Source organism: Psychrobacter pulmonis (assembly GCF_904846465.1).
GTDB classification, from domain to species: Bacteria; Pseudomonadota; Gammaproteobacteria; order Pseudomonadales; family Moraxellaceae; genus Psychrobacter; species Psychrobacter faecalis.
In genome coordinates, this window is record NZ_CAJHAT010000001.1 from 210,827 (window position 1) to 237,517 (window position 26,691).

At 40.6% G+C, this 26,691-nt stretch carries 22 protein-coding genes and 1 tRNA gene; 6 read left to right on the forward strand and 17 right to left on the reverse strand.

What is annotated here, in order from left to right:
- Positions 1-21: 21 nt before the first annotated feature.
- The 16 genes from JMX70_RS00895 to JMX70_RS00965 form a co-directional block, all read right to left on the reverse strand.
- Positions 22-1,602 carry an amidohydrolase gene (locus tag JMX70_RS00895; protein WP_227671113.1) on the reverse strand — a complete coding sequence of 527 codons (1,581 nt, stop codon included), beginning with the start codon at positions 1,600-1,602 and terminating at the stop codon, positions 22-24.
- Positions 1,603-1,773: a hypothetical protein gene (locus JMX70_RS12420; protein WP_227671114.1), complete on the reverse strand. Its 171-nt coding sequence runs from the start codon at positions 1,771-1,773 to the stop codon at positions 1,603-1,605. It abuts the gene before it with no gap.
- Positions 1,774-2,071: 298 nt separating this feature from the next.
- Positions 2,072-3,262: a hypothetical protein gene (locus JMX70_RS00900; RefSeq protein WP_201588821.1), complete on the reverse strand. Its 1,191-nt coding sequence runs from the start codon at positions 3,260-3,262 to the stop codon at positions 2,072-2,074.
- A gap of 14 nt (positions 3,263-3,276) precedes the next feature.
- Positions 3,277-4,008: a DUF2515 family protein gene (locus JMX70_RS00905; protein ID WP_201588824.1), complete on the reverse strand. Its 732-nt coding sequence runs from the start codon at positions 4,006-4,008 to the stop codon at positions 3,277-3,279.
- Positions 3,975-4,253 (reverse strand): hypothetical protein, encoded by a 279-nt coding sequence (locus tag JMX70_RS00910; RefSeq protein ID WP_201588827.1) that lies wholly within the window; start codon positions 4,251-4,253, stop codon positions 3,975-3,977. The genes JMX70_RS00905 and JMX70_RS00910 overlap by 34 nt, the downstream gene beginning before the upstream one ends.
- Positions 4,254-4,373: 120 nt before the next feature.
- On the reverse strand, positions 4,374-4,814 hold the full coding sequence (locus JMX70_RS00915; protein WP_201588829.1) for a hypothetical protein: 441 nt from the start codon (positions 4,812-4,814) through the stop codon (positions 4,374-4,376).
- 88 nt (positions 4,815-4,902) lie between these two features.
- Positions 4,903-5,871, reverse strand: coding sequence for a hypothetical protein (locus tag JMX70_RS00920; RefSeq protein ID WP_200662898.1), 969 nt, complete (start codon positions 5,869-5,871; stop codon positions 4,903-4,905).
- Entirely contained in the window at positions 5,871-6,608 is a 738-nt protein-coding gene (locus JMX70_RS00925; protein ID WP_201588832.1) for a DUF2345 domain-containing protein, read from the reverse strand. Before JMX70_RS00925 ends, JMX70_RS00920 begins: the two co-directional genes overlap by 1 nt.
- Positions 6,609-6,800: 192 nt before the next feature.
- Positions 6,801-7,907 (reverse strand): hypothetical protein, encoded by a 1,107-nt coding sequence (locus tag JMX70_RS00930; RefSeq protein WP_201588835.1) that lies wholly within the window; start codon positions 7,905-7,907, stop codon positions 6,801-6,803.
- A 150-nt stretch (positions 7,908-8,057) separates the two neighbouring features.
- Positions 8,058-8,582, reverse strand: a complete 525-nt coding sequence (locus tag JMX70_RS00935) for a hypothetical protein (RefSeq protein ID WP_201588838.1) — start codon at positions 8,580-8,582, stop codon at positions 8,058-8,060.
- Positions 8,579-9,010 (reverse strand): hypothetical protein, encoded by a 432-nt coding sequence (locus JMX70_RS00940; protein ID WP_201588841.1) that lies wholly within the window; start codon positions 9,008-9,010, stop codon positions 8,579-8,581. Before JMX70_RS00940 ends, JMX70_RS00935 begins: the two co-directional genes overlap by 4 nt.
- Before the next feature lie 2 nt (positions 9,011-9,012).
- Positions 9,013-11,868: a DUF2345 domain-containing protein gene (locus tag JMX70_RS00945; RefSeq protein WP_201588844.1), complete on the reverse strand. Its 2,856-nt coding sequence runs from the start codon at positions 11,866-11,868 to the stop codon at positions 9,013-9,015.
- A 110-nt stretch (positions 11,869-11,978) separates the two neighbouring features.
- Entirely contained in the window at positions 11,979-12,806 is an 828-nt protein-coding gene (locus JMX70_RS00950) for an OmpA family protein (protein WP_201588847.1), read from the reverse strand.
- 65 nt (positions 12,807-12,871) lie between these two features.
- Positions 12,872-13,891, reverse strand: coding sequence for a type VI secretion system-associated protein TagF (gene tagF / locus JMX70_RS00955; RefSeq protein WP_201588850.1), 1,020 nt, complete (start codon positions 13,889-13,891; stop codon positions 12,872-12,874).
- Positions 13,888-17,922 (reverse strand): type VI secretion system membrane subunit TssM, encoded by a 4,035-nt coding sequence (gene tssM, locus JMX70_RS00960; protein ID WP_201588853.1) that lies wholly within the window; start codon positions 17,920-17,922, stop codon positions 13,888-13,890. Before tssM ends, tagF begins: the two co-directional genes overlap by 4 nt.
- A 91-nt stretch (positions 17,923-18,013) precedes the next feature.
- Positions 18,014-19,735 carry a hypothetical protein gene (locus JMX70_RS00965; protein ID WP_201588856.1) on the reverse strand — a complete coding sequence of 574 codons (1,722 nt, stop codon included), beginning with the start codon at positions 19,733-19,735 and terminating at the stop codon, positions 18,014-18,016.
- A gap of 553 nt (positions 19,736-20,288) precedes the next feature.
- Between JMX70_RS00965 and JMX70_RS00970 the strand changes: the two genes are divergently transcribed.
- The 4 genes from JMX70_RS00970 to icmH all read left to right on the forward strand — a co-directional run bounded on the left by JMX70_RS00970 (position 20,289) and on the right by icmH (position 24,137).
- Positions 20,289-21,110: a M15 family metallopeptidase gene (locus tag JMX70_RS00970; RefSeq protein ID WP_201588858.1), complete on the forward strand. Its 822-nt coding sequence runs from the start codon at positions 20,289-20,291 to the stop codon at positions 21,108-21,110.
- A 43-nt stretch (positions 21,111-21,153) separates the two neighbouring features.
- The gene (locus tag JMX70_RS00975; RefSeq protein ID WP_201588860.1) at positions 21,154-21,876 is read left to right on the forward strand and encodes a hypothetical protein; all 723 of its coding nucleotides are present in this window, start codon (positions 21,154-21,156) and stop codon (positions 21,874-21,876) included.
- A gap of 9 nt (positions 21,877-21,885) precedes the next feature.
- Positions 21,886-23,232, forward strand: a complete 1,347-nt coding sequence (tssK, locus tag JMX70_RS00980) for a type VI secretion system baseplate subunit TssK (RefSeq protein ID WP_201588861.1) — start codon at positions 21,886-21,888, stop codon at positions 23,230-23,232.
- A 92-nt stretch (positions 23,233-23,324) separates the two neighbouring features.
- Positions 23,325-24,137 (forward strand): type IVB secretion system protein IcmH/DotU, encoded by an 813-nt coding sequence (gene icmH / locus JMX70_RS00985; RefSeq protein ID WP_201588862.1) that lies wholly within the window; start codon positions 23,325-23,327, stop codon positions 24,135-24,137.
- 200 nt (positions 24,138-24,337) lie between these two features.
- Here icmH and JMX70_RS00990 read toward each other — a convergent pair.
- Positions 24,338-24,413: transfer RNA gene (locus tag JMX70_RS00990), tRNA-Asn, on the reverse strand.
- A 329-nt stretch (positions 24,414-24,742) separates the two neighbouring features.
- Here JMX70_RS00990 and JMX70_RS00995 point away from each other — a divergent pair.
- Positions 24,743-25,351 (forward strand): acyl-CoA thioesterase, encoded by a 609-nt coding sequence (locus JMX70_RS00995; RefSeq protein ID WP_144297161.1) that lies wholly within the window; start codon positions 24,743-24,745, stop codon positions 25,349-25,351.
- Between the two features lie 184 nt (positions 25,352-25,535).
- Positions 25,536-26,690, forward strand: coding sequence for a cation diffusion facilitator family transporter (locus JMX70_RS01000; RefSeq protein ID WP_201588863.1), 1,155 nt, complete (start codon positions 25,536-25,538; stop codon positions 26,688-26,690).
- Position 26,691: the final 1 nt, after the last annotated feature.

The window sequence follows — 26,691 nt, forward strand, 5'->3', positions numbered from 1 at the left end:
TAGTATGCTGTCATTATAGTTTTACTTTGTCGGGCGCTGATAGATTATTTTACCTTCTTTAATGGTAGTGACCACATGAATATCTTTAAGCTTATCTGCATTTACCGTCAATGGATTGGCATCTAATATAACCAAATCAGCGAGCTTACCTTTGGTTAAGGTACCTTTGCTATTTTCCTCATAATACTCATAAGCGGCATTGGTCGTGATGGCTTTGAGCGCTTGATAAGGGGTTGCGCGCTCATTGGCGCCGATAATCTTGCCTGAGCGCGAGGTGCGATTAACCGCTGACCAAACGGTAAATAACGGATCGACAGGCGTCACGGTATCGTCAGAATGGTTGGTGTATTTTAACCCCATTTTATCCGCTGTCGCTATCGGACTTAAAAAATCAGCGCGTTTTTTGCCTAAATTCTGCACATGCACATCACCCCAAAAATAGGCATGATTGGTAAAAAATGACGGTAACATCTTATATTTTTTAAAGGCTTCTAGCTGATCGGGGCGCGCAAACTGAGCATGAATAGGCACCGTACGGCGATCTTTATCAGCGGCTTGTCCCGTCTTTTTGACTGCATATTCATGGGCTTTGATAATCATATCTGTCGCGCCATCGCCATTATTATGGATAAACAGCTGGTTATCGTGCTTATAAGCCTTGGCAAACATCTCATTGAGCGCATCTTGGCTGATACTCGGCAAACCGCGACAGTCTTTTTTGCAGTCTGGCACTGGCGTCAAATAAGGTTGACTGAAATAAGCGGTTTTACCTTGCGGCGAGCCATCAGCTATGATTTTAGTTCCTTGAACTTTAAAACCGTTTTGATAGGTCTTCCAAACAAAGTCTTTGTCCGCTAAGTTTTCATCTAAATCACTGCTACCTGCTAATGCGACTAAGTCGATTTTCAGCTTGCCAACATCGGCTTGTTTTTGGAAAAACTGAATAGTATTACGAGCTGTTGAACCGTTGTGGGCGGTAGTCAGACCATTTTTGGCATAATAATCTTGGGTTTGCTCAAAAAACTTAGCTTGATTGGGCTCTAATACCTCTAGCATTCGCCGCATAAATGGGTACATAGCGGTTTCTTGGACGAGACCATTTGGCTCGCTAGAACCCTTAACCCGTGCAATATTACCACCTTCTGGGTTTTTAGTATCGGCGGTAATGTTCAGGGCTGCCAAGGCTTTGCTATTGGCGACACCCATATGACCGCTGGTATGTTGCAGATATACAGGGTTATTGGGCAATACTTTATCGATATCTGCTTTGGTTGGATGACGACCTTCTTTTAATTGACTCTCATCATAACCCCAACCATAGATCCATTCACCATCGGCGATGTTATTGTCCTTTTTATAGTCTTTTAAGGCTTGTAGTAATTTATCCATACTATCTATCTTGCCAACTGGCGGCGGGTTTAAATTTGCCTGACCCATGGTATTTGACACCATATCAAAGTGACTGTGCGGATCGATAAAACCCGGTAGCAAGGTTTTGCTGTTTAAATTCACTTGAGCGGCATTTTTATATTTTGATTGCGCCGTATTTAAATTGCCAACATAAGCAATCTTGCCAGCCTGCGTGACTAAAGCTTCGACCATCTACGGTTGCTCACCTTCCATGGTAATGATATTACCATTGTAATAAACCGTTGCTGAATCGCTTGTTTTTTCTGTATTTGGCTGTTTTGCGGTGGTTTGCAGGGCAGTACAACCAATCATACTCATCAGTCCAATACTCAGTAACGTCGGCCTAATAATACCTATAGTCATGGCGCTATCCCTAATAGTTTTTTATACTTTTTTTCACATAACTAAGAGCTTTATCCAAAGTAGCGATAAAGCTTTAAAGGGTCAATGCTATTTATGATTTTATCGTTGGCACTTTTTAGCCAGATCTACAAACTTATTTTACATTTTCAAAAACAGCTTTTTGTAGCAAACTTTTTCTCGTACTAAAACGTCATACTACTAAGAATGAAACGAAATGCTTTTAAGGTGAGATGATATAAAGCGGCGATGACAATTATAAAGATATCGGACTTCAGTATGAATGAATAAGTAGAAGATATTAAGCTTTCTCACCATCGAACTGCCAAATAACCTCACCCCAATTATTGTGAGGGTAATCGGGCATGATGTCGCCTTTTTTAAAGTAAGCTCTACTATCTTTCTTGGCAGGTGTGAACCAGTAACCAGATATAGGGCAGGGCTGATTTGCTGGGCAACGCCCTTTGGCTTGACTGGTGATTTCGGGTTTAGCTGTGGGCTGGTTTTCGTAGTAGGGCGTCATATCTTCGCCAGCTTCCTGACGCTTGATAAACTCTTCGTAAGTTATTTTATAGGGATCAATGGATACAAACTTACCAGTGTCGATACCTGTCTTCTCTAGTACAAGGGGTAGAGTGTAGTCGGGCTGATCTTGTTGGATTTTTAGACTCATTCTTATAGCGGAAGTTTCATTTTCTAATCTCCATAAGGCTAATTCTGGGTAGATTTCTGTATAGGCATTCTGCCATCTGCCTCTGTCCTTAGAGTCTAAGTTTGTTTGAATTTTTTCTAATTCGTTATAAACATTTAAACTGATAAGGTAATGACGCTTACTAGTAGATGGGTCTGTTTGTCTATTTATCCTAATGTCCATATAAGTTTCTGTGCCATACTTTAATCGCCATAACTGTAGATCGCTAAGTTGCATCCAATCTTTAAAAGTAAGTGGGTAGCTGTAGTCAAGATATAATTCAGAGCCTCCTTCTGTTATTGCATAGGTAAAACTGTCTTTGGCAGTCAATCTAGGAGCACTGTTTGAATGGGCGTAAGTCCAACCTTTTTCTTGCAGTTCTTTAAATAGAGACATTATTTCTTTGTAAGCGTTTTCATCCGATATACCACTTACTTTATGGTTAAATAAAAAGCCAAGGTTTATATTGGAAAGTTTGTAATTTTCCTGTTTATTATCGTCATAAGCTAAAACTGACATGACACCGTCAATACTTATTTCACCATTTGGGTATTTGATAGTAACGGTAGGCTCTTTATATCTTGGAAAGTCATATCCTTGAAAGGTAACTCCCATAGGTTGAACATCACCTTCTTGAAATGCTTTATATTCAGGGTTTGCATCGTATAGTTCTTTTGCTGTCATGTTCAAGGCGATTTCTAACGGTTTATCAGGCATAGTAACCTCTGGTTTGGCTTGACAGGAAGTAGTTAGTAAGCTAATAAAAATATAAAGAATAAAATAACCCAGTTGTTTAAACATAATGATCTACTTTTCTAATTCAAATTAATCCAGCGATCTGCTTTGTTGTACCATCCTGCCATAGTTTGGAGTTGTGTCTCCATATAGGTAGTTTCAGTTTGCATCAAGCTATGAAATTTTTTAGCAACCTGATTGATCCATGTCATACGACTGTCATAATCATAGACTACAGTACCCTCAGGCGCATGTGAGATATATCTTTCAGTGTTAGTAGAGCAATCGCTAGTAAAAAACAAGGCAACATTAGGTGCAAGCCAACTAAACATTCCCATTGAATCGATTTCACGCCTGTTTCTCCAGCCTTCGTATATCAAAGGCTGTAAAATCTCACCTTGTTCATGTTCAGCTATAATTAATAAATTTTGGTATTGAGCTTTTAATTTATTGTTTTTGAGACGAGCATTCTCAAACTTCTTAACTTCATCAAAGCCTTTTTTTATAAACTCGTTACTTCTGAGATTATTGATTTTGGGTAAAGATTCTGCTGCCCAGTCTGCTTTATCAATAGCTGATTTTATTTCAGGAACAAGTGTATTAGTGTTTCGCTTACTCATACAATTGAAAAAAACTTCAGACCCAAACTTACTGTAATAATGATGCCACCCTGCGATATCTTGGAACAGCCAAAAATTGCCTTGGCCAAACCAATCACTAGCAGTAACGACAATGCCATGCTTAGTTGATGTCAGTGTCCAATGCTCTAGCGTACAAGCTACAGTTTTGCTCGCAAAAGCCCCGAGCGCCATCCAATGCTATTGATTAACGCGAATGGCATTATTTGATGGGTTTTGGTTTGCTGTTCTTCGGCGATATTCTCTAATTGCGTTTTGATATTGGCATGGTCTTTAACCTGACGTCCTAACCCTGTTGCTAGTTGTGTTAAACGCTCAGCTAGATGCTGACCGCCAAGACCAGTTTGGGTGAGGGTCGGTGTATGCTGTTGATAGTTGTGCTGTTCTGCTTGCGCGTGGGTTTGCGGCTGGGTTGACATTACTAATGCTTCACTAAGATGCTCTACTGAGAAGAGTTGTATATATCTTGACCACACCGATAGTCAGATATTAAATAGATCTTAGATAATCTAAGACATAGTGTGAACACTAGGATCTAATTAATCTAAAGAAACTGTATAACCTATAGTTGTACTAGTTTCTTCATCGCTTTTTCTAAAAGGTAAAAACCAAATATTAATAACCTTTCCTTTTTGCCAAAATTTGAAAACCTTTTCCTGCTCTATAGTATAAGAGGATCTATTTTCTGAATCGACTATTGAGATAGTTAGCGAATCGAGACTATCTTCGAATAAATCATCTTTTACAACAAATGAAAGTGTAGATTGATAAGGACCAATATATATGTAACTAGATATTTTATGAGAGTATAATTCTATAGTGGAACCATGTGGCGGTGAAATATTATAGAGATTAAAAGTGACTTGAACGCTGTTATCTTTTTCAAAGCTATTTAAATAGAGACTATATTCTCTTTTTAAATCTGCCTGAATGAGTAAAAAATCTTTCTCGTCGAATTGTTGATAGTTAAATGCATTCATTGACTTCACCATATAAATATATGAAAAAACTAATAAGATTATTAGCGTAAATATAAGGAATGTGAGCTTTGGTTTTTTGTTAATCATATTATTTAGGACTGAATCTAGTCATTATTGAAGGTAATCCTGTAGGAGTGCTGGCAGCAACTGGTATTTTTAATCCACCCCCTTTTCGCCATAATGAATATCCAACTGTTCCTTCTGATACTGCCCCTCTAGGAATCCATCCCCACATATTTTTATAACCTTCACCCAATTCTGGATGTGTTAATGCTTCATAATTTTCTAATATAGAAATGACATCAATACTATTTGTTTTTCTCTTATTTTTGAGGTCTTCAGCTATTTTTTCAGCATCGTCTTTGGGGTTCAAAATATTACTATATAGTGTACGTTTATGAAATGCATAAAAATCGATATTGTGTCTATTTGCGAATAGTTGAGCAAAACTGTTATCAGGATCTGCCTCGCTAATGTCATCAAACGATCCTTGAGTCCTAAGTGTTACACTATCTGCCATTCCTGTTCTACAAGCATACGAACTAGCTTTAGCTGAACTAAGAAAGTTAGTGTTACCAATAGAATTTATATCTGAAGTAGTTAGGTCGATGTTAGGTCTGGCACTATAATTCAAGGTAATCTTTCCATTCAACCCATGGCAAAAAAAAGCTAAGTCTTTAATTTTGTAGTTTTCTCTATTCGCGTTTAATAGCTCTATAATTTTTGATTTGGTTTTCAACGCGACAAAAATTATATTATCAGTAAATTCTATTTCGTTTTTTAGCCCTTCAATAGCTAGTTTTTCTAAACGAGTATAGCCATAATCAACATAGGCAATAGTCACTTTATCACACGCTCTAAATTTTCTTCTATTTTTAATAAAAGGATAGGCAGCTGCGATAAACATATTTTTTAGCCAAAAGTTATTGTATTCGAATTCAGAACCAATAAATATAATATTCTCAGTTTTTGGTACTTTCGTACTTACTACTGCTCTATTAGTATTACTTCTTGGACTAGTTGATGACTGTCCAATTAATTCCCAATTATCAGCCATTAGAATCTTACCTCTATTTTAAGATCTTCAATTGCATAGCTTTCTATTACTTTTGTTCTGCCTTCATCATCTGTAATCCCTGTTTCAATACTTCCATCAGGTTTCGTAATTTTATAGTGATAGTTTGGTATAGGTTCTTGAGTATCTTCATCAACGATCACGAAACCTTCATCATATACAATTCTTAAGTTGTCATCTGTTTCTATCGATTTACTCGGCAACCCCGCCAAACTAAGCCCATCTATCCCACCCCCAGCCTTACTATGCTTACCAGCCTTCTCCGTAAACTGCTTCGCTGTTATCGTAATATCAGCACCATCAAGCGTAATAATGGCACCGCCAGCCGTCAGCGTAATCTTATTCGTTGCCACTATCTCAACTTCCTTAGTCGAGGAGGCGATATTCACATCCTGTTTTGCTATGGCTTCCAGTTTTCCTGTATGCGCAGAAAGGGTGATATTTTCTTTGGCATTGGTCATACTAAATTGACCATCGGCTACTATATTGAGTGACTCGCTGCTGACTTGGTTATGGCTATCACCACTACTAGTTATCATATCTTGCTGCGAGGTCATTATCATTTCACCCATTGACCGGTGAATGAGTAGGTCATCACTGACATAACCGGTATCAGCCGCACTATCAATGAGCGTGAATGGCGTTGTTTGATGGGTTTTGGTGTGCTGTTCTTTTGCGATAGTTTCAAGTTGCGTCTTAATCGCCTTATGGCCATTCACTTGTCTGCCAAGTCCCGTTGCTAACTGCGTTAAACGCGCCGCTAGGTGCTGTCCACCAAGACCAGTTTGGGTGAGGGTCGGGGTATGATGTTGATAATTGTGCTCTTGGACTTGCGCGTGGGTTTGTGCTTGGGTTGATAGGACTAAATATAAAAAACCACCCGAAGGTGGTTCAGATCGAAATATTAAAAACTAAGCTTTCTCACCATCGAACTGCCAAATAACCTCACCCCAATTATTGTGAGGGTAATCTGGCATGATGTCGCCTTTTTTAAAGTAAGCTCTGCTATCTGCTTTGGCTAAAGTGAACCAGTAACCAGATATAGGGCAGGGCTGATTTGCTGGGCAACGCCCTTTGGCTTGACTGGTGATTTCGGGTTTAGCTGTGGGCTGGTTTTCGTAGTAGGGCGTCATATCTTCGCCAGCTTCCTGACGCTTGATAAACTCTTCGTAAGTTATTTTATAGGGATCGATGGATACAAACTTGCTGGTATCAATACCTGTCTTTTCTAGTATGAGTGGTAGGGTGTAGTCAGGTTGATCTTGTTGGATGTCTAAGCCCATCTCTAATGCTTGGGTCTCTGATTGTAATCTTGCTAGCGGTAAATCCTTGTATTCTTCTGGATAGTATTGATCCCAACTATTTCTGTTTACGGAGTCTACCATCTGTTGCACTAACTCTTTTTCACTAAGAATATCTAAGTCCATCAAATAATATCGGTTGTTTGTGGCAGGGTCGGTTTGCCTGTTGTAACGTATATCCATAAAAACATCTGTACCATGGCGTAGTTGCCATGTATGTATATCATCTAGTTGCATCCATTCTTCAAAGGTGAGAGGGTAAGTAAAGTCTAAATTTAAATCGCTTGTATGATCCGCAATTGTAAAATCAAAGCTGTCTTGTTTAAAAAGACGTGGAGATCCAATACTATAATTAAAAACCCATCCTTTATTCTCAAGCTCATCAAATAAAGTCATAGTTTGATCGTAGGCTTTTTCGTCAGTAATATTATTACTTTCATCACGAAGAAAAAAAGATATGGAAAGAAACTCTAAAGAACGGTCATTATCTTTGAGGTTATCTAACCCCATAACCGTAACGACATTATTTAAAGTTATTTGCCCATTAGGATAAATAAAGGTGGTGGTTGCCATGTTAGAAGTAGGAAAGTCATATCCTTGAAAGGTAACTCCCATAGGTTGAACATCACCTTCTTGAAATGCTTTATATTCAGGGTTTGCATCGTATAGTTCTTTTGCTGTCATGTTCAAGGCGATTTCTAACGGTTTATCAGGCATAGTAACCTTTGTTTTAGCTTGGCAAGAAGTAGCTATTAATATGATAAAAAAAGAAGTAATGAACCTTAATCGCTTCAACATATCTATCTACTCATTCAGATCAAACATCAAAGTGCACTGCTTCTTACTATTCTAATTTCTATCATTAAGTCAATCGATTTTTTGGCTGTTATAAGATTTTAAAGCATCATATGTTTTAACCGCATCAAAGCTTGTGTTTAAATAACCGATTGACTTTAGTTGTAACATTTCTTCTGATGTTAAATTTGAAATATTATTTACTTTATCTATTATATGACTGCTGACTATTTCTTCAGAAATTAAACGTGCTCTTTTTCGTACTGCGGAGCTTTTTGCCTTATCTGTTGATAAAGCTACAAAATATTCAAGTGGAGCTGCACCATTTTTAAGCATACATATCTTATAGTTGATATCTGAACGATATAATATGTAATCTTTAACTTTTTTTATGTCAATTTCACTTATCTTCTTTAAAGTACTTTCATCAGGTAAAGCTCTGTTTTTTTCTTCAGCAGTGCATAGATCTATAGTGTTCTCGTACTGTTCTATTGCTGATTCTAGAGTAATTTTATCTTCTAATTGTGTCTCTGTTTTAGCACAAGCCGATACTGAAAATATGATTAATATTAATGAAAAGAATATAGTTTTTTTCATGGTATACATCCATCGTAAATAGATCTAAAGAATTTAATTTCATCGTTACTTGCTCCATCATTTTGAAGGTCAATGACAGCCATACCTGCTATGTCTTCAACTTTTCGTCGAGTTATCTTACTCACGTCTCTCATACCTTCTGCAAGCATTATCCAGTCTGTTGATTTTACTGCAACTTCTGCATTTAAAGTTGTTCCGCCTATAAAGACAGTAGCTACTCCTCCTATACCTAAAAATCTTGTTAGCCAGCTACCAAGTTTAAGACGAGAGTTAATGTCATCTAAATATTCAGATCCCTTTGCACTGAGCACCAAATTATCAAATACAGGACAAGCTTTTAAATTTTTGTTCCCCTTTGTAATCTTCACCTGTTTAGTTTTACCATCTAAGGTAGTTTTATCTGTAGAATATTGAGGCGGTTTTTGCATAACTAATAATCTCCATTCGTTGATAGGTAAAGGTGAACATTAAAGTTTTCCTCAAGTGATGATACAAGGTTTTCAGTTTCACCCTCAGCATTAGTGATTCCAAAATAAATTAACTCTTTTACCTCAGATATTGCACGATAATGAACATGGCTATAAGGGTTACCATCATCATCAGTAAATTTAAATTTAACTTTATAAAGTTCAATAGATCCCCAAGGGTCTTCATTTCTTAGTTGCACTTTAATCTTATTGGAGTTAGAGCTAAAGAAAGTTTCCGTATTTCCCTCAGTATCAGTTATGCCTTCAAAAGTCTCTTTTGTATTTTCATTAATAGCAATATACGGTGTATTGGCATAAGCGATATCATCATCGTCAGCAAATCTAAACTGAGCTTTGTACATCGCACCAGCTATCAAGCTGGGCAACCCCGCCAATCCCAACCCATCCATCCCCCCTTCAGCCTTACTATGCTTCCCAGCCTTCTCCGTAAACTGCTTCGCTGTTATCGTAATATCAGCACCATCAAGCGTAATAATGGCACCGCCAGCCGTCAGCGTAATCTTATTCGTTGCCACTATCTCAACTTCCTTAGTCGAGGAGGCGATATTCACATCCTGTTTTGCTATGGCTTCCAGTTTTCCTGTATGCGCAGAAAGGGTGATATTTTCTTTGGCATTGGTCATACTAAATTGACCATCGGCTACTATATTGAGTGACTCGCTGCTGACTTGGTTATGGCTATCGCCACTACTAGTTAACATATCTTGCTGCGAGGTCATTATCATTTCACCCATTGACCGGTGAATGAGTAGGTCATCACTGACATAACCAGTATCAGCCGCACTATCAATGAGCGTGAATGGCGTTGTTTGATGGGTTTTGGTGTGCTGTTCTTCTGCAATAGTCTCAAGTTGGGTTTTAATCGCCTTATGGTCATTCACTTGTCTGCCAAGTCCCGTTGCTAACTGCGTTAAACGCGCCGCTAGGTGCTGTCCGCCAAGACCAGTTTGGGTGAGGGTCGGGGTATGCTGTTGATAATTGTGCTCTTGGACTTGCGCGTGGGTCTGCGGCTGGGTTGATAGGACGAGGGCTTCACCTGATTTTATATTGATTTGGGCATTGGTAATGGCATTAATACCTTGACGTTTGGCGGTGTCTGATGGATTGATGACCCCCATTTTTAGACTGGCGGATATCCCGGCACTGTCTACTTTTAGCTGAGAGTAAGCTTGCTCTGTACGATGGTCAGTCACCCATTCTGATAGGCCGTTACCCGTGTTGCGATAACCGCTTTCGACCGCTTGTTCATTGTCAGTGGCAAATAGGCTTGGGCGACTTGATGATAATAAGCTACCCGTATTGATCAGATGCTCGCCATCACCGATAGACTGTATGAGGGTTTGGTCATCAGCCCTATGGGTGAAATGACTGCCGTAATTAGCACCTGCTTGTGCTTCAAGGCGATTGATAGGTTGGGCGGGGCTATCTAGTAAATAGCTTTTAGTCGGCGTCATATGATTACGGCTATCAATCTCATTTTGCATTTCAGTGATGCCCGTCATTGGTGGCAACGCGTGTCTACTATAGAGCTGACCGACCCACGGAGTATTAGCAGTGATTAATCTAAGTTGGGTTAGGTGAGTGCCAGCCTCTAAAGAAAAGGCGTGACGCTGATGATGGCGGCGACTACTTGTTAATCCTGTCACATGAGCGAGGCTATTACGTGCTAAATGTACGATATGAGTGGTACGGTAATGCTGATTCAGTGCGCTATGCTCGGCTAATACAAAGGTATCAGCGATATTTAAATCTGTAGCATGGCTAAGAGCATGATAGACGCTATACTGACTTTGATGGCTGTTTGCGATGATAGCCGCCTCATCTATGGCCTCGGTATCCGTCACTGGAGCAAAGGCGGCAGGACTATCGAAAGTCAGCGTATTGTCGTTGCCATTATTTTGCTTGGGGTTGTCGTCGTCAAAAATAATCTCAGCCGTTTGAGTAGGGTGTGCAACCTTTGCGGCATTGAAGCGTTGCATGATGACAGAATCAGGCTGTACCGTAACATGCTCACTGATTGCTAAGACAGGCGCATGCACGCGGTCAGGTAGTACTTGCTGATAGCGTAATGCGCCAATATTCTGACTGATGTTATCATTATCGCTTGGATATACTGAAGTTATGATCAGCTTCGGCGAGCGGTGCTCAGAAGTTTGCTGATGACGCAGGTAAGCGGTTAAACCTTGACGCGAGAGCCGCTCACAAATATGTGTCCAATCACTTATTTGCCATTGGGTCATACGTGCAGGTGTCCAGCCGGCATCTTCATTACCAATACTGTCATCGATGACTTCTATGTCTAGCGCCGCTGTGCGCTGTGCGACCATCGTTTGGACAGAAGTTTCAGTATCTATATGACTGCTTAAATGTTGATGCAAACGATAAGTAATAGGCTGTGCGAGTAGGCGGTAATAGCCATAGCTGCCATCATGATCCAATTGACAAATAGCGGTTAGATATAGATGGCGATAGCCGCTGCCATTCGGCGTATCAAAGCATAAGGTTAAAGGACTACCAATTAAATCCGTACAAGAAGAGAAGGGCAAATGATGGCCTTCGTGAATGTAGACCTGTAGCACATAAGTGTCGATACCATGCTGTTGATGCTGATAACCGCTATTAGGATTTAAGCGCTCAATGATAGCTGCCTCATACTCGGCATTGAGCAATTCATCTTGCCATGTTTGATGAGCAACAATATCTTGTTTGGCACTGGCATAAGGAGCTTGGCTACTGCCTTCACTGGCATATAGCCTATCAAGATGCATGGGTAGCGCCGTATTAAGCAAACGTAGCATGATTGTTGTCCCATTTTATTAAGCAATGTAAAGCGGTGCTATGAAGCGTATAAATTGCCAAGTTTTATCATTCTGAGTTATCACTGATAATGATTACTAGCAAATAAAGGTTATTCAGCAAGGGTAAACTCGATACGACGATTACGCGTGCGTCCTTCTTCATTATCATTGCTAGCAATAGGGTCTAGATCCCCCTTGCCAGCAGTACTTAGGCGAGCAGCATCAATGTTGCGACCAATAAGATACTGTTTTACCGCTTCCGCACGCTGATTCGATAGTGTTAAATTACTAGCAGAATTACCGACATTGTCTGTATGTCCGGTGATAGTTACAGGTTTATCACCGACCCGCTGTAATACCCCTGCCATATCATCTAAGATACCAAGCCCCATTGGGGTTAAGTTGGCACTTCCTGATTCAAACTCAACGATACGATTGCCTAAAGTCTCATCTATGAGCTGTTGTTCGCCTTGAGTGACAACCAGCTGATTCTCTAATTGATAAAGATCGGTCAAACGCGTATGAATGCGGTTTTGGATGGCTTGTTTTTGTTCAAGGCTGCTGACTTTGCCATGTAGGCTAATAGTCGTACCATGAATATCTATCCGACCTTGACGTATATTGGCGATGTCGCTGTCAATAATGGCAGTGGCTACTTGTTGCCAATTGGTCGGTATGTTGATATTTGAGCGCACCTCGATTTCATCTCTGACCGGTTTATCAGGGTACTGAGCCTTGAGCTTATCAAGAAGCTGCTGCTTATCTGAGCTTGTGGCAACGACGCCTTTTATAACCACAGGTACATCTTGATCGTTAGGTAGGCTATCTTGAGCAGCAAAGACCATCGCGCTCATAGATAAGGTAGTGATTGCTGCCAATAATAGGTTTTTTCTACTTCCTATTAGCCTAGAATTCTTGATTGAGAAACGAGTTAGCATGGCAGTACCCTTTTTTACTTCAATGTTTATCAGGTGTATAAATAGGAAAAAATAGACAATAAGCCTCATTGAGCTAAAAATATTTGCTTAAATAATTGTCTGGTGTCATACAAATAAAGATCGTCTTGCAACAATATTTTGTTGAATCGAGTCAAACCAATATCTTCATCGATATAGCTTTGTGTCCAACCACTATCTCCAATTGAGACCCAATCAGCAGGTAGAGTGTTCTTATGCGTTAATAATTGAGCAAGTAGCTGACTGTCTGGTTTGCTAAAGCTCAATAACAGCTGGTAATGCGCAGAGGTTCGATAAACATAGGTATTAAGCTGTAGTTGATGAGGCTGATAAAACCCATGAATCAAGTCATGCCAAAAGGTTGCCATATATATAGCAGTAGCCTTTTCAGCGGGTAGCGCCCAGCTTATAGATTTGTTTAGCCCATGAAAGCCTTTAGCGTAAGTTGGTAAAAATAGTAAACCCGTGGCAATAATTTGTTGGACCAAATGTGCTTTATCGATACCTATTAAGTCTGCAATATCTTGCATCGTGGTGGTATTGATGAAGTTGTAGTAGTGGGTACTGGCATTTTGATCGACAACCAACGAGCAATCATTTAAATCTTCCATTACTTTGATAGTGTCGGTTTGAGATTTAGCGATTATTAAGGCGTCAGACACGTCATCCCATAAAGACAGAGACTTAATCGGTACATAATTCATCCAACTTTTGGGTTTATCGTGATACATCAGGGCAAAGCCAATCAAAGGGTAGCTGCGTTGATTGCTATCGTGACTGGATATCAGGACACCAGTGACGATTTTATTGGCCGTCGTATCGATGTGACTGAAATATAGCGCTGTGTCTTCTTTTACAGCGCCATTTCTTAAAGGTTCTTTCTCTAGTGAGTGCTCAGTTAATGCAGCTTGCGTCGTTGAGATTCCTAATATTTCTGATTCTGTTAGTGCCTGACTGACCCAAGTGTCTATATCATTGGTTTCACTGATATGAGTGCGCGTACGAATAAAGTCACCACGTGCAGGCAGTTTGCCAAAATATACTAATGGTAATGATTCAGAAGTCATGGATTTTGCTCCTGCGGCTCAGAGCTGGCATTAGCATCGCTAGTAGCAGTGCTCAAATGAGACGCTTCACTGACATCGTCATTGCTTGTATTTGCAGAGTTAGCTACGCCATTCGCCGCCCGTTCACTAGCATTCGGATTTTGCGATGCGGTGTTTGTGCGTGGCGAGCTACTCAAAGGTTGGTTTTGAGCGTTTGTATCACGCTCATTGGTATTACCACTATTGGATGCTGCTGTTGTGGGCTTTGCGGTACGCGTAACCCCAAGCCCAATCACTTCGTTAGGCAGTTTCATACCCGTGAAAGGATTGCTTGAGCGACCTTGACTGGCGGTGCTGCTATTGCCACTGATAATCCTAAAGCGGACGGAGACAGTGATACCATCACCTGACCATGCCATCTCAAAAATATTATCGCCAAGCTCGGTGCGCCGTGCACTATTGATAAGGCGCTCTACCCCAAAGCTACCAGCTTCTTCAAAGACAGTGTAGTCTTTGCCATCATAATCCTTGGCTCTAATACTCGCACCTGGCTGGCTACTAGGGTTTGGCCATACAAATGTCGTCCACGCCTGGGTGCCCATGCGATAACGCAACTGCTGACCATCGACGACAATGGTGTATTCTGTTAAGCCACTAACTGGTAATGGCATAATCTGAAAGGTGGTTTGATTCGAGGCACCATTAGCACCTGCGCCGCCGTTCGTGCCACTGCCATTACCACCAGTGTAATTGACGAAGTAGCGACCAAAGTCAGCCACAAACTTCGGACTGAGTCCCAAACCTGCACCATTCCAAATTTTGCTAGATATCTGATCACCGCGGCGAATGATAAAGGGCGACAAGGTTTCATTGACGAATTTTGCTACATAGCCATCCTCACCAAAGAACTGCCCAATCTCAGCAGGCGTGGCTTCTAAATTGGCATTGGCAGTAAACGGATATTTATTGCCCAAATTGTCAAGAAAAGGCTTATAGACCTGTGCTTGCCAAACTTTGTTAATCTCATCTTTGGTAGGCTTTAAAAGCATATTAAATGAGCGCGTAAGGGACTCACTTAATAATGGGCGTACCAATTGCTTCATCTCAGAGTTGGCTTGACTGAGTATTTGTTCATCTAATATCTGTAAAGATTTGGTAAGCTCTGAGCCTTCAGGACTTAAAGTTTGTGAGGCAAACAACAAGGCATCGGGACCAATATCATCACTACGAGCGATATTATTAAAGCGGGTTCTAATATGACCCAAACTTGCCAAGTAGTTATCCAACAAAGACAGGTTTTGGTTGTCTTCTCTTGGCGTGACCAAATTATGAATAGCGGAGAACTCTTGCGCAATCAAGCCTGAATTCACGGGTGCAGCCGTAGGATTAGGGCTTGATTGGTTGTTATCTATCATGGCTTCCGCCTGACGGAGCTCCGCTGGGCTTTGACGAAGAATGGTTTGCTTAAACCAAGTTACAAACGAGCGCCGAGATTGCGCGCCATCCGCCGAGGACGAGCTTGTGGATTTATTATCCCATTGGGTCTGGCGATCAACAGTTTCAAATAAAGTCTTTAAAGGAGATTCTGTGGCATTAGACAGCTGATTTAATAGTACCGCATGATCGTCAAAGCCTTCACTGTCACGGATATAGACTTGTGATAAAAACCGCTTCCATTCGCTGATATATTCTTGCTTATAGCGACTGACCAAATATTGGCGTATTTGTTCAGGACTACCGGTCAAGGTCAAGTCGTTTTGGCTGCTGGTTGCCAATACCCAATCGTCAGCCACCATCTTATTGGTCGCCGCTTTATCGATTTCATCACTGATAAAGGATTCCCATGCTTGCTTGGTAAAGGTGCCAGAAATCACATAGCTACCTAATAATGCTTCGTTACCTGTATTTTGAGTAATCTGTGCCACCGTCACTGCTGGAAAGCGTGCTGATGAGCGCATTTTTATCTCAGAATAAACACGCTCACGTGCAGGCTGGCCCTTACTGACTTTAGATAAGTTCATGCGGGTTTTATCAATCAATCCTAAGTCGTTTTGAATCAAAGGAAAGCTTGGGTCGTTAATATGAGCCAAGCTAAAACTTAAAATCCGTTCGGCTTGTCGAATCATTTTATCGCGCGGCATATCTGCGCGATTGGCCTCAAGCCAAGTACGCCAAAAGCGCGTCATCTGATCGCTCAAATGGCTGGTTTCTAAATGTTCGTGATTGCTTAGCATCAAATACGCTTTGAGCGCATTGTAAGCATCTTCAACATCGGTAGGGTCTGATTGGATATAGGTATCAGTATTGCCAGCTGCAGACTCACTTTCTTGCGCCTCTGGCTCTTTAACGGCTAGTTGTGCCGTATTGGCATTGACCTCAGTAAGGAATTTTTCTATATTTTGTTTGGTAGGTGCTAAGACAATGATGCCAATACCGTTATAGTATTCTGATAGCAGTTTTTCTTTGAGCTTGTCGCCTTGATACAAGCCAAAACTTAACGAGAGAGGGCGATTTTCTTCGTACGCCTCAAGCTGTTCTATGCGACTTTGTAAAATACTGAGTGATTCTAGTTGTGACTGCAAATCACCGTTTGAATTTTTTTGGATTTGAGCCACTTGTTGTAAATCTGCTGCTACCCGTTCAGTCAGCTGTTTATTATTGGCATATGACCACGTCCATAGCCCAGCTGCCGCGCAGAGCACCACGACAGATGCTAAGGTTGCCAAGGCGCGATGACTACGTTTATCACGGTTCTTGTGCTGCTTAACCAAATGCTTGTCTTTTAAAATAACCTTGGAAAAAAGATCGTTTAAAAAATAAGGTTTATCAGTGCTAGTTTGCTGAGAATTAAGAGGAACGGCTGGTGGCTGCAAATCAAAATTTTGTACCATTTGTAGCGTCATCTGACTGCTAACTTGGCCTTCTTGGAGCGCACTGGTGAAATAAAAGCCACGCAATATCGGCTTAAATTGAAAAGGATTGTCTTCAAACAGAGCGTGCATGAGGGTACGTATCATAGGACGCAATGACTGAAATTCCATTGGAAATGTCATTAAACTGGGTGAGACAGTACGCTGATGGCGTAACGACAGTTTGGTGGTGCTTAAGTCTTTTAGACCATTGACTAATACGCCAAAATGCTCTTCAAAAACATCTGTAATATTGATGTTGTCGGGGTCTTCTGGATAAGGAATGGTCGCCCCCCATACTTGCCCGCGTTCTTCTTGCTCATAATCATGAAAGAAATCACGAAATCCTGATACCAAATCCATCTTAGTAAATACCACATAAACAGGGGCATAAACTTCTAGTTGTTCGGTCAAATCCTGCACACGGCTACGTAAGTTTTTGGCCAAATCCAGCGCATAGCTAGGCTCGTTTTTGGTCAATTCTGCAATACTAACGGCGATAATAATGCCATTAATAGGGGCCTTGGGACGGTTCTTTTTCAGTAGGTTTAAGAATGACAGCCATTCTGAACGATCGTCTTCATAAGCAGAATAACGCCCTGCGGTATCGAGCAGAATCCCTTCAGTAGAAAAAAACCAATCGCAATTACGCGTACCGCCCACACCTTTGACTGACAGCTTGTTGGTTTGCTCCATAAATGGAAACTTTAACCCAGAGTGTAGTACTGCTGAGCTTTTACCGGCTGCTGGATTGCCAATCACCATATACCAGGGCAGCTCATACAATGCTGCTTTACCAGTTTGATCGCCGATTTTTGATTTACGAATGGTTTTAATGGCGTCTTGCATTTGCTGACGTAATGCTTGTACCTCTTGCGCGTTCTCATCTTTGGCAATGGCGTCCTTATTATATTCGTCGCCATTGTCTTCTACCAAATTTGCCAAGTCTGCCGAGGCAAGTTTGCGTTTTTTCCAAAAATAGTAACCTAAGGTGGACAGTAGGGCACACGTGACGGTAACAGCAAGAATAATGATGAAGGTTTTTAGTGGCACATAATCGTAAAGTAAAACCAAAGCGACGATAACCCCTAAGACTAATAATACTCTTGGGTGGTAAATAAGATGAAAAAATCTTGCAAACATACTTGCTACCTAATGTAATCTTAAAATAGTAGGGAGTTATCAGATCAGAGTGAACGGCGACTATAATGTCAAATAATGAATAAAAACATACTTAAGCGGCTTCCGAAAAATATTTAAGCCATAGCATACAATTATTCTTATGTTTGGTAATTAAAAACGATAAGTCTGACTCTTGTTCATCGAGTTCATCTTGAGAAACCAGTAAAGATAAGCTTACATATGTCTTTAACCATAGGTTTGATGGCATATAATGCCCTAAATGATGTTCGTTTACCAGTACGTCTTTTTCTATTAATGAGTCGATAAATGTCATAAACGCAGATAGGTTGTAAGCCTGCTCTAATGGATTAATGTCCGTTAGGGCGTTTATATTGTTTTTAGAGGTTATGGCTTTAATGGTTGATCCATCAGCAATAGGTTCAAGATTTTGTCTTTCTATGCTTTGCATTTTAGGTTTGTCAATGAGGGCTATAGTCGACGTACCATTTAGTAATAAGTGCTTTATCTTTTGTAGGTTTTTTGCGTAGTGCTGGCGAATATCTCGTTCAAGAGGAGTCGCCTCTAAAGAATCGGAGTCAGCATCTGTAGTATTGTCTAGCGAATTGAGAGTATCGTTAGGAACCTTAGTCAGTAAGATAGAGTTGTTATTTTCTAAATTAAGAGCTTCTTGAGCAGCTTTATTAGAAAAGAATAACAAGGTTCCTGCTTCAGTTGGTATCGTATTATCGAGCGCAGTTTCATATAGTGACGACTCTACCCAAGCCTCATTAATTTGGGAATCTACTGTGATAAGCATACAAGCTACAGGAGTAGTGGCTTTGGCAAGCGTTATAAGATGCTCATCGATAAAGTCGAGCGGCTGATGGGAGTCATCATTAGCAAGTATAATGCTGACCTCGAATGACGAATCTGCTATTCCATAATCAGCCAGTTGCTGTCTGATAAAACGTATCAGAAAATCAGCGTCAGCAAGGTTTGGTATACACAAATAAATAGATAATTTTGGCAGAGCTGGGGCAGGCAAGTCCTTACGTGATTCTTCATCGTCCATATCACTACTATGATTACTATTATGATTACTGCTATTAGCACCCAAAAGGTAATGCGGCTGCCAATCAGGATGTACATGAATGGCTGAATTTGGCTCGTCTTTATCTTGTTCAAGATAAGAGGAATGTTGAGCGAGTAGGGAGAGTAACTCATCACTCAGTCGTAGCTGCTCATCAATTAAAGCGCACAAACGCAAGGTCAGTGTATCTGTAGATTGCGCCCGATCTTCCTCATCGTCGTCGTTATATGTTTCGTCATAAATCTCATAATTGTCTGCTTCGATTTCAAAATAATCGTTAGCAAAAACATTCTTATTTTGAGAAAGATATAACGGGTTTTGCTCAGTTATCACTCTCTCTATTGGCTTGATTAGAATCGCTAAACCATCAAAATCAGATAAATCTTCACTCAATACCGTGAGGTCGTTTTTATTATCTATTATCTCAGACCAGCTATTTCCTTCCGGTAAGCTGATGCTAGCTTTGATAAACAATCGGTAGGTTTCTAAAGACGATAGTTCTGCCTTTTCGTTGGTAATAAGCTCGGTTTTATTTTCTTTACTGTCAGACTTATCTCTAAACCATCTTAATGTTAATATGAAACCAAACAAAGATATCGGGATAAGGATAAACCAAAGTAATAGTCTAAAGGCAGTAAGTTGTACTGCATTATCTTTAAAATACATCCAAGTCAATAGTAAGTAAGCAATAAAAATAAGGGTTAAAGCATATAATGCATAGCTTAATCGTTTCTTAGAATGCACTTCAATACCTCTGATAGAACAAATTTATGACAGGCAGTTTATGGTATTTTCTTTATTATGGCTACTAAATATACCTACTTTAGTTTGCCATGTATTTTAGACTATATTTATCAACCGTTTATCAGTTATTTATTAAATAATATAACTAAGTTTGGTATTTTGAGAAAAAATTTTGTTTTGTCTATATAATAGCGGGCAGTTTTAACGGTAATAAGTAAGCGATAGAAGCATTTAGAAAGGTACTTGCTGCTTACTACGTATCTTGAGAGTCTGACGGAATAACGTATTTAGCCCTATGATTTATTCGATAACCACGATATTTACGCTTATTTCTATTGTAGTGATAGTCATGCTATTTGATCGTCAACTATACGGTCGTTTTCATCAAAAGGCTGGTAATACTTTTCAGTACTTATGGGTATTAAAGGACAAAATTTTTTTGCTCAAGTCACGAGTAAGGCCAAGTATTAAGCTTACGGCTGAGCCTAGTAACTCGAAGGTTAGCCTTGTTAATTTTAAAAGTTTGAATAATCAATCTTTGAATATGAGTGCTATGGCGATACCCGCCTTCAGTTTATTGATTGTCTTAGCAACGACAGTGCTTTGTTATTTTCTAGTGACGCATAATTCTCTTGAGGTATATCGCACTCAAAGTGATACGCCAAATAACACCAATGCCCAAATCAATCAATTACTAATCGGGGAGCAGTTGCACCCGCCGCCGCCACCACCAGTAGAATTGTTTGCTGAGCTTGAAGCGGAAATAGCCAGTTATCAAGCTACTCAAATGGAAGCCGGTTATTGGCCTGAAGCCGACACTGATACATTATCAATCACAAGACCGCTTATGTTGCCTGAGCCTGACCTCTCTGATTTAAGCGTTCAAGACCATACTACCGGCTACTCAGGCGATATATTGGCCTCACATATCACAAACGGTCATATTAATATCAAAAATGCTGACCGTAATTGGAATAAAATGAATTCTGAATTTGTTCAGCGAATGTTGACTGTATATAAAGTGATGAGTGAGCAATATGGCTATGATATGGTGTTACTAGAAGGGTATCGTAGCCCTGGGCGACAAGCAAAACTGTTAAAACAAGGGACACACGTGACGAAAGCAGGCTCTTATAAAAGCTATCATCAGTTTGGTCTAGCAGGGGACAGTGCTTTTATTAGAAACGGCAAGATTGTCATTAGTGAAAAAGATCCATGGGCGATGCAGGGCTATAAGTTATATGGTAAAGTGGCAAAATCGGCAGGGCTGGTATGGGGTGGTGACTGGCGTATGATGGATTTAGGGCATGTTGAGCTACGTAAGCCTGGGGTACTTGGTCGCCCACAAATGGCTGAGATTTTAACTAATCAATAAATAGTTAGTAATGATGATCAAAAATTTATATATGAGCAATTGTATGGAAAAAACTTCAATAAAAGTAATAACGTGTTGTCTGCTAAGTATAGGGTTGGTTGGTTGCGGTAGTGATGGAGTGAGTCAATTGAACCAAACATTAAAATCCAATCAATCAACTTCATTGGTAGACAATTATCAATCTGCTAAGCAGCTTTATCAGGAAGGTATAAGTAAGAAAAGTACCGACGCTAATGTAAATAGCAATGATAACGCTTATACAGATCTAGAAAAACTGAAAGCCCAACTTGAGCAGCAACAGCAACAACTTAGTGCGATGAATGCAGAACAGCAAGCGCTACAAACTCAGTTAAAACGGCAAACTATTAGTTTACAGATACTTCCAAGCATTGATGCAAATGCGGGTCGTCAAAAGCAAGGCACCGCCAGTATTGCTCATATTGCATTTTTAGAAGATGAAAGTCAGTTTTCAGAACTGGTAGAGATGGCGACTAAAGAGGTAAACATCATTCCTGGGCGTCGAACAGCGCTGAAGCTCAGTGTTCCGCAAGAGGCACGCTTTATTGCGATTAAAGTGGGGCTAAGGTATACCAAGAAGCGCTCACAGCTATTGATCCCTCTAATTAGTATCGACTTTGAAAAGCCGTTAACCCTGAATGTGGGCGCATGTGACGTGAATATCAAAGAAGGTATCAACTTAGAACTGGCACCTATTCTTGCTAGTAAACTTAAATATTATCAACAGCCACTGGTTGGTTGCGCGTAGGAGATGGTCTTGAGTAAAAACAGAGTATTATGGGGCGAGGGTTTATTTCTAAGACCTCAGCATTTTCAGATTCAAGACACTTATCATAACTCGCAGCGCGCGCTCAGTATGATGCTCGTGCATCCTTACGCTTATGGTATCGCTGATGTGCAAATAGATAGCCAGCTGCTAGAAAGTCATATCTTAAGCTTCGAAACTATCTATGCCGTTTTACCCGATGGCACGATATATCAAGCGCCGCGTACAGATGCACTGCCTAAAGCGGTGAGGTTGGACAGCCAAGATAACGGCGATGAGGTATACGTATTTTTAAGCCTAGAGATGGTGCAGAGTAATGGTAGCAATATACAGACAGAGCATAGCGATAATCCTGCCCGTTATATAAGAGAGGGTATCGAAGCCCAAGATTTATATACTCAGGGTGCAGAAGCAATGATTGATATTCTAAAGCTATCACCAAGCGTGCAATTGAACCATACAGCGCAAGTACCGAGTCAAGATACGCTTTCTATCTTGATTGCTAAGCTGACGCGCAGTACGCAAGGTATCTATCAGTTAGATGAAGACTATATGGTGCCAAGCGTCCATATTATGAGCAATTCTGCGCTACTCAATCAGCTCTATCGTTTGATGACGATGATTAATACCAAATCAAGCTCGCTCTATGATCACCATCGCCAGTCTAATAATGATTTGTTAGAATTTCGCTCATCGGATATTGCCTCTTTTTGGCTATTACATACCTTAAATACCGCTTATTCACAATTGAGTCATTTATATAATAATGCAAAATTACACCCAGAACGATTGTATGAAGCGCTCCTCAATGTTGCCAGTCAGTTGGCGACTTTTAGCTCATTATATAAGGTGGGCGACTTACCACAATATCACCATAATAATATCAATGATTCGTTTACCAGTATCATTGGCATCATCCGTGAGCTTCTTAATACCGTTATTGCCAGTAACTTTATCTCCATCCCTTTACGTCAGACCAAACACTCATATTATATGGGCGATTTGAGCAGTGACAAAATCACGCGTAACTCGCAGCTATATTTATCTGTCAGCTCATCGCTACCGATGCATGAGTTAATAGATTTGGTGCCAAGACGCTTTAAAATTGCGACACCAGATGCCGTAGAGAAGCGCGTGCTATCTGCGCTACCAGGTTCACCGATTTCACATGTCTCGCAAGTGCCAAGCGCTATCCCTGTCAGACCGGGCTTTAGTTATTTCACCATTGAGCCAGTAGGCGAGCTGTATGACGAGATGATTAGAGCTGAATCCATCTGCATTTATGTACCAAATGGTTTTGATGATTTGAAAATTGAGCTGATGGCTATCGTACAGTAATTTTTTTAGCATTTTTAAAATGTTTTTTAAGTGGCTTTTTTTAAATGAGTTTTTTAAGCGGATTTTTAAAATAATACGGATTAGGAACAATCATGCTCGGAAATAATTCAATCGGTTCCGCACCTTCTTTACTAGACTCAGGTGAGGTTGCTTCAAAAGTTTCAACCGCAGGGCTTGATAGACGTATCAACAGTCAATCGCTGGTTGATATTATGTATGACGGCTTTTATTTGGTTTTTTTATTACGCAATCATTATTTCAGTAACGAGCCTCGTCATTTTCGTCAAAAAATCTATGATTTTTTAGATAAGTTTGAGATGAACGCTCGTAAAAAAGGCTTTCTATCAGAAGACATCCATGAAGCAAAATACGCTTATTGTGCGTTGATTGATGAAACCATTATGACGTCTCAAGAGTCAGACTTTCAAACTCTAAAAGATGCGTGGGAGCTTAATCCTTTGCAGTTAGATTTGTTTGGTTCACAAATCGCCGGTAATGAGTTCTTTGAGCGCTTAGATGGGTTGCGCGAACAAGGAGAGCAGCGTTTAGCGGCATTAGAAGTTTATCACTACGCGATGTTGCTAGGATTTCAAGGAAAGTATCGCCTCGAGGCCCCTGAAAAGATTCGTTACCTTATCTCACGCTTGGGCGATGAAATCGAGCATTTACGTGGTAATAAAAACGAATTTTCACCGTTCTGGGCAATTCCTGATCAAATTAGGCATAAGCTCACCAGTGAAACGCCGCTTTGGGTGATTCTTGCAGTGATGGCAGTGCTGTTAAGCGTAATATTTGCAACCATGTGGCAGTTTACCAACAGCTTTACAAATAACCAGTTGGCCGCATACGACCATGTTATTCAAGAAAATAAAGAGCAGGCTCATATCTCAATCTTCTTACCCTAGTGCTTGTCTTCATTCAGATGATTATTTAGATAACTATTGATTAATGTGAAGGTGTGCCCTCATTATTAGCAATCGTTATCTTTAAATAATATATCACTTACAAAGAAACGGCCATAAAAAAACCCCCATCAAAGTGATGAGGGTCTTGGCAAATGCCATAATCGAATCAAAAATGATTCAAAAGATTTACGACTAAAATATGGCTCTCCAACCTGGGCTCGAACCAGGGACACACGGATTAACAGTCCGTTGCTCTACCAACTGAGCTATTGGAGAATAAGCGGTAAGGGTTTTATGACTTACTGCGAGCTTAGAAAGTCTCTGATGAGTTCTTGCTAAGTGGGGCGTATTCTAGCAAAGATAAAAAATACGTCAAGCTTTTTTTTGCAGATTTTAGAAAGATTGCGTTTTCGCTTGGTAGATAAAAGCATTTACAAGGTTTTTCGCGCCAATACAGGGCTAAAGTAAGCATAAATAGCCCTAGCCATATAAATAAAAAATATCTCCTACACTCACTCTAACAGTCTTTATTTGCGATTTAGCAGAGGCTACTGTATAACGGATATTTAAAATAGACAGGTTTTACGATAACAGCAAGGAATATTATGTCGCAATATAACACCAGCTCTACTGCTAAAAGCGCCCCTTTAAATCATGAATTGTATATGTCGGTGCTGATGACGCCAGATATGGCCAATTTCATCGGCAACGTCCATGGGGGTGATTTGCTCAAGATGCTTGACCAAGTCGCTTATGCTTGCGCCAGTCGCTACAGTGGTAGCTATGTCGTGACGCTATCAGTCGATCAAGTGATGTTCCGCGAGCCTATCTATGTGGGCGAGTTGGTTACTTTTGCCGCTAGTATCAATTATGTCGGTAGAACGTCTATGGAAGTGGGGATTCGGGTTGAAGCGGAGGACGTTCGCGCCCGTACGATTCGCCATACCAATAGCTGCTATTTTACCATGGTAGCGATTGATGATAACGGTAAACCGACGCCTGTGCCTGCGCTTGAGATTAAAAATGCCATGCAGCAGTGCCGTTTTGACGCAGGCTTGGCGCGTAAAGAGCTACGCATGCAAAGCTCGCATCGCCCGAGCTGCGACATCAATCAAATGATTGGCGAAAGTCTGGGCGCTGATAAGATGACGGATAAAAGCGGCAACGACAATGATATGATTGGCGAGCTTGCTCAGCATAGCAATGCTAAATAAGGCGTATTTTACCTAGCAAAATCATCAATACTTAAACAAAGTCTCACGAAAACCTTACTGACCAGTAGCGGCTATTTGGTTAAATTTAATGATAAGTAAGGCAGTTAAAAATAGTTAGCGCTCATGGCTTAACTTTTTTGATGGCTGTTTAACTTCATTATATTAACCATTTATTGAGACTCATATGAGTTCAAAAAACACTGAATCATCAAACATTCCTTCCAAAGATCAGCCAGCACCGCAAGCCGTTCGTACCCGCGGTGCTGGCAGTGCGCGTTCTATTGCCAATCTGAACAAAGATACGAGCAATTCTAAAGACGATATCAATCCTAACCTCAATTTTACTAACGTCACGAGCCCCGAAAACGTTCAGGAGGACAAGAAGCAGGAAGACGAGAAATCCTCGTCGCTGGTTACTGTGCTAATTGCCGTAGGAGCGAATGTTATTATTGCCATTGCCAAAACCGTTGCGGCATTTATGACTGGCTCTGCTTCTATGATTGCTGAATCAGCGCATTCGTGGGCAGATGCAGGTAATGGCACTCTACTCATCGTGGCGGAGAAAAAGGCGGTCAAACCTGCCGATAACAGTCACCCGTTAGGCTATGGTAAAGAGTCATACGTATGGTCTATGATTGCCGCTTTTGGCGTTTTTATGGCAGGCTCGATTGTTTCCATCTATACCGGTATCACCGAGTGGAATGCGCCTGAAACAGAAACCAATTACACCATTGGCTTTATTATTTTGGCAGTGGCCTTTGTGCTCGAAGGTTTTTCTCTAGTGCAGGCGTATTTACAAAGTAAAAAGCATGGTCAGGCTATCAATGTCAGTGCGTTAGGTTATGTGGTGAATACTTCAAACCCAACGTTGCGCGGGGTGTTTTTTGAGGATTTGGCAGCGGTTATCGGTTTAGTGGTCGCAGCAGCAGCGATGGGCATGCATGCCTATACGGGTGAGCCGTTCTGGGATGCCCTTGGTTCTATTATCGTTGGCATATTATTGGGTATGGTTGCCATCTTTTTAATCAATCGCAATCGTGATTTTTTGGTTGGCTATAAAGTCTCAGAAAAGACCCATTGCTATATCTTAACGGAACTATTGAACCATCCTGATATCGACAGCGTCTCTTATTTACACTTAGAGTGGGTCGGACCCAAAAAAATCTTTATGGTGGCAGCGGTCGATATCGCCGGTAATCAACAAGAACAGCAAATCGCGCAAAAATTTGAAGATATTGAAAACCAATTCCGTGCCAATCCATTATTTCAAGAAGCGATTTTGACATTATCTGTTCCCGATGCTGAGGTTTTACGTTTACCGGATGAGCAGTGTACTTAAT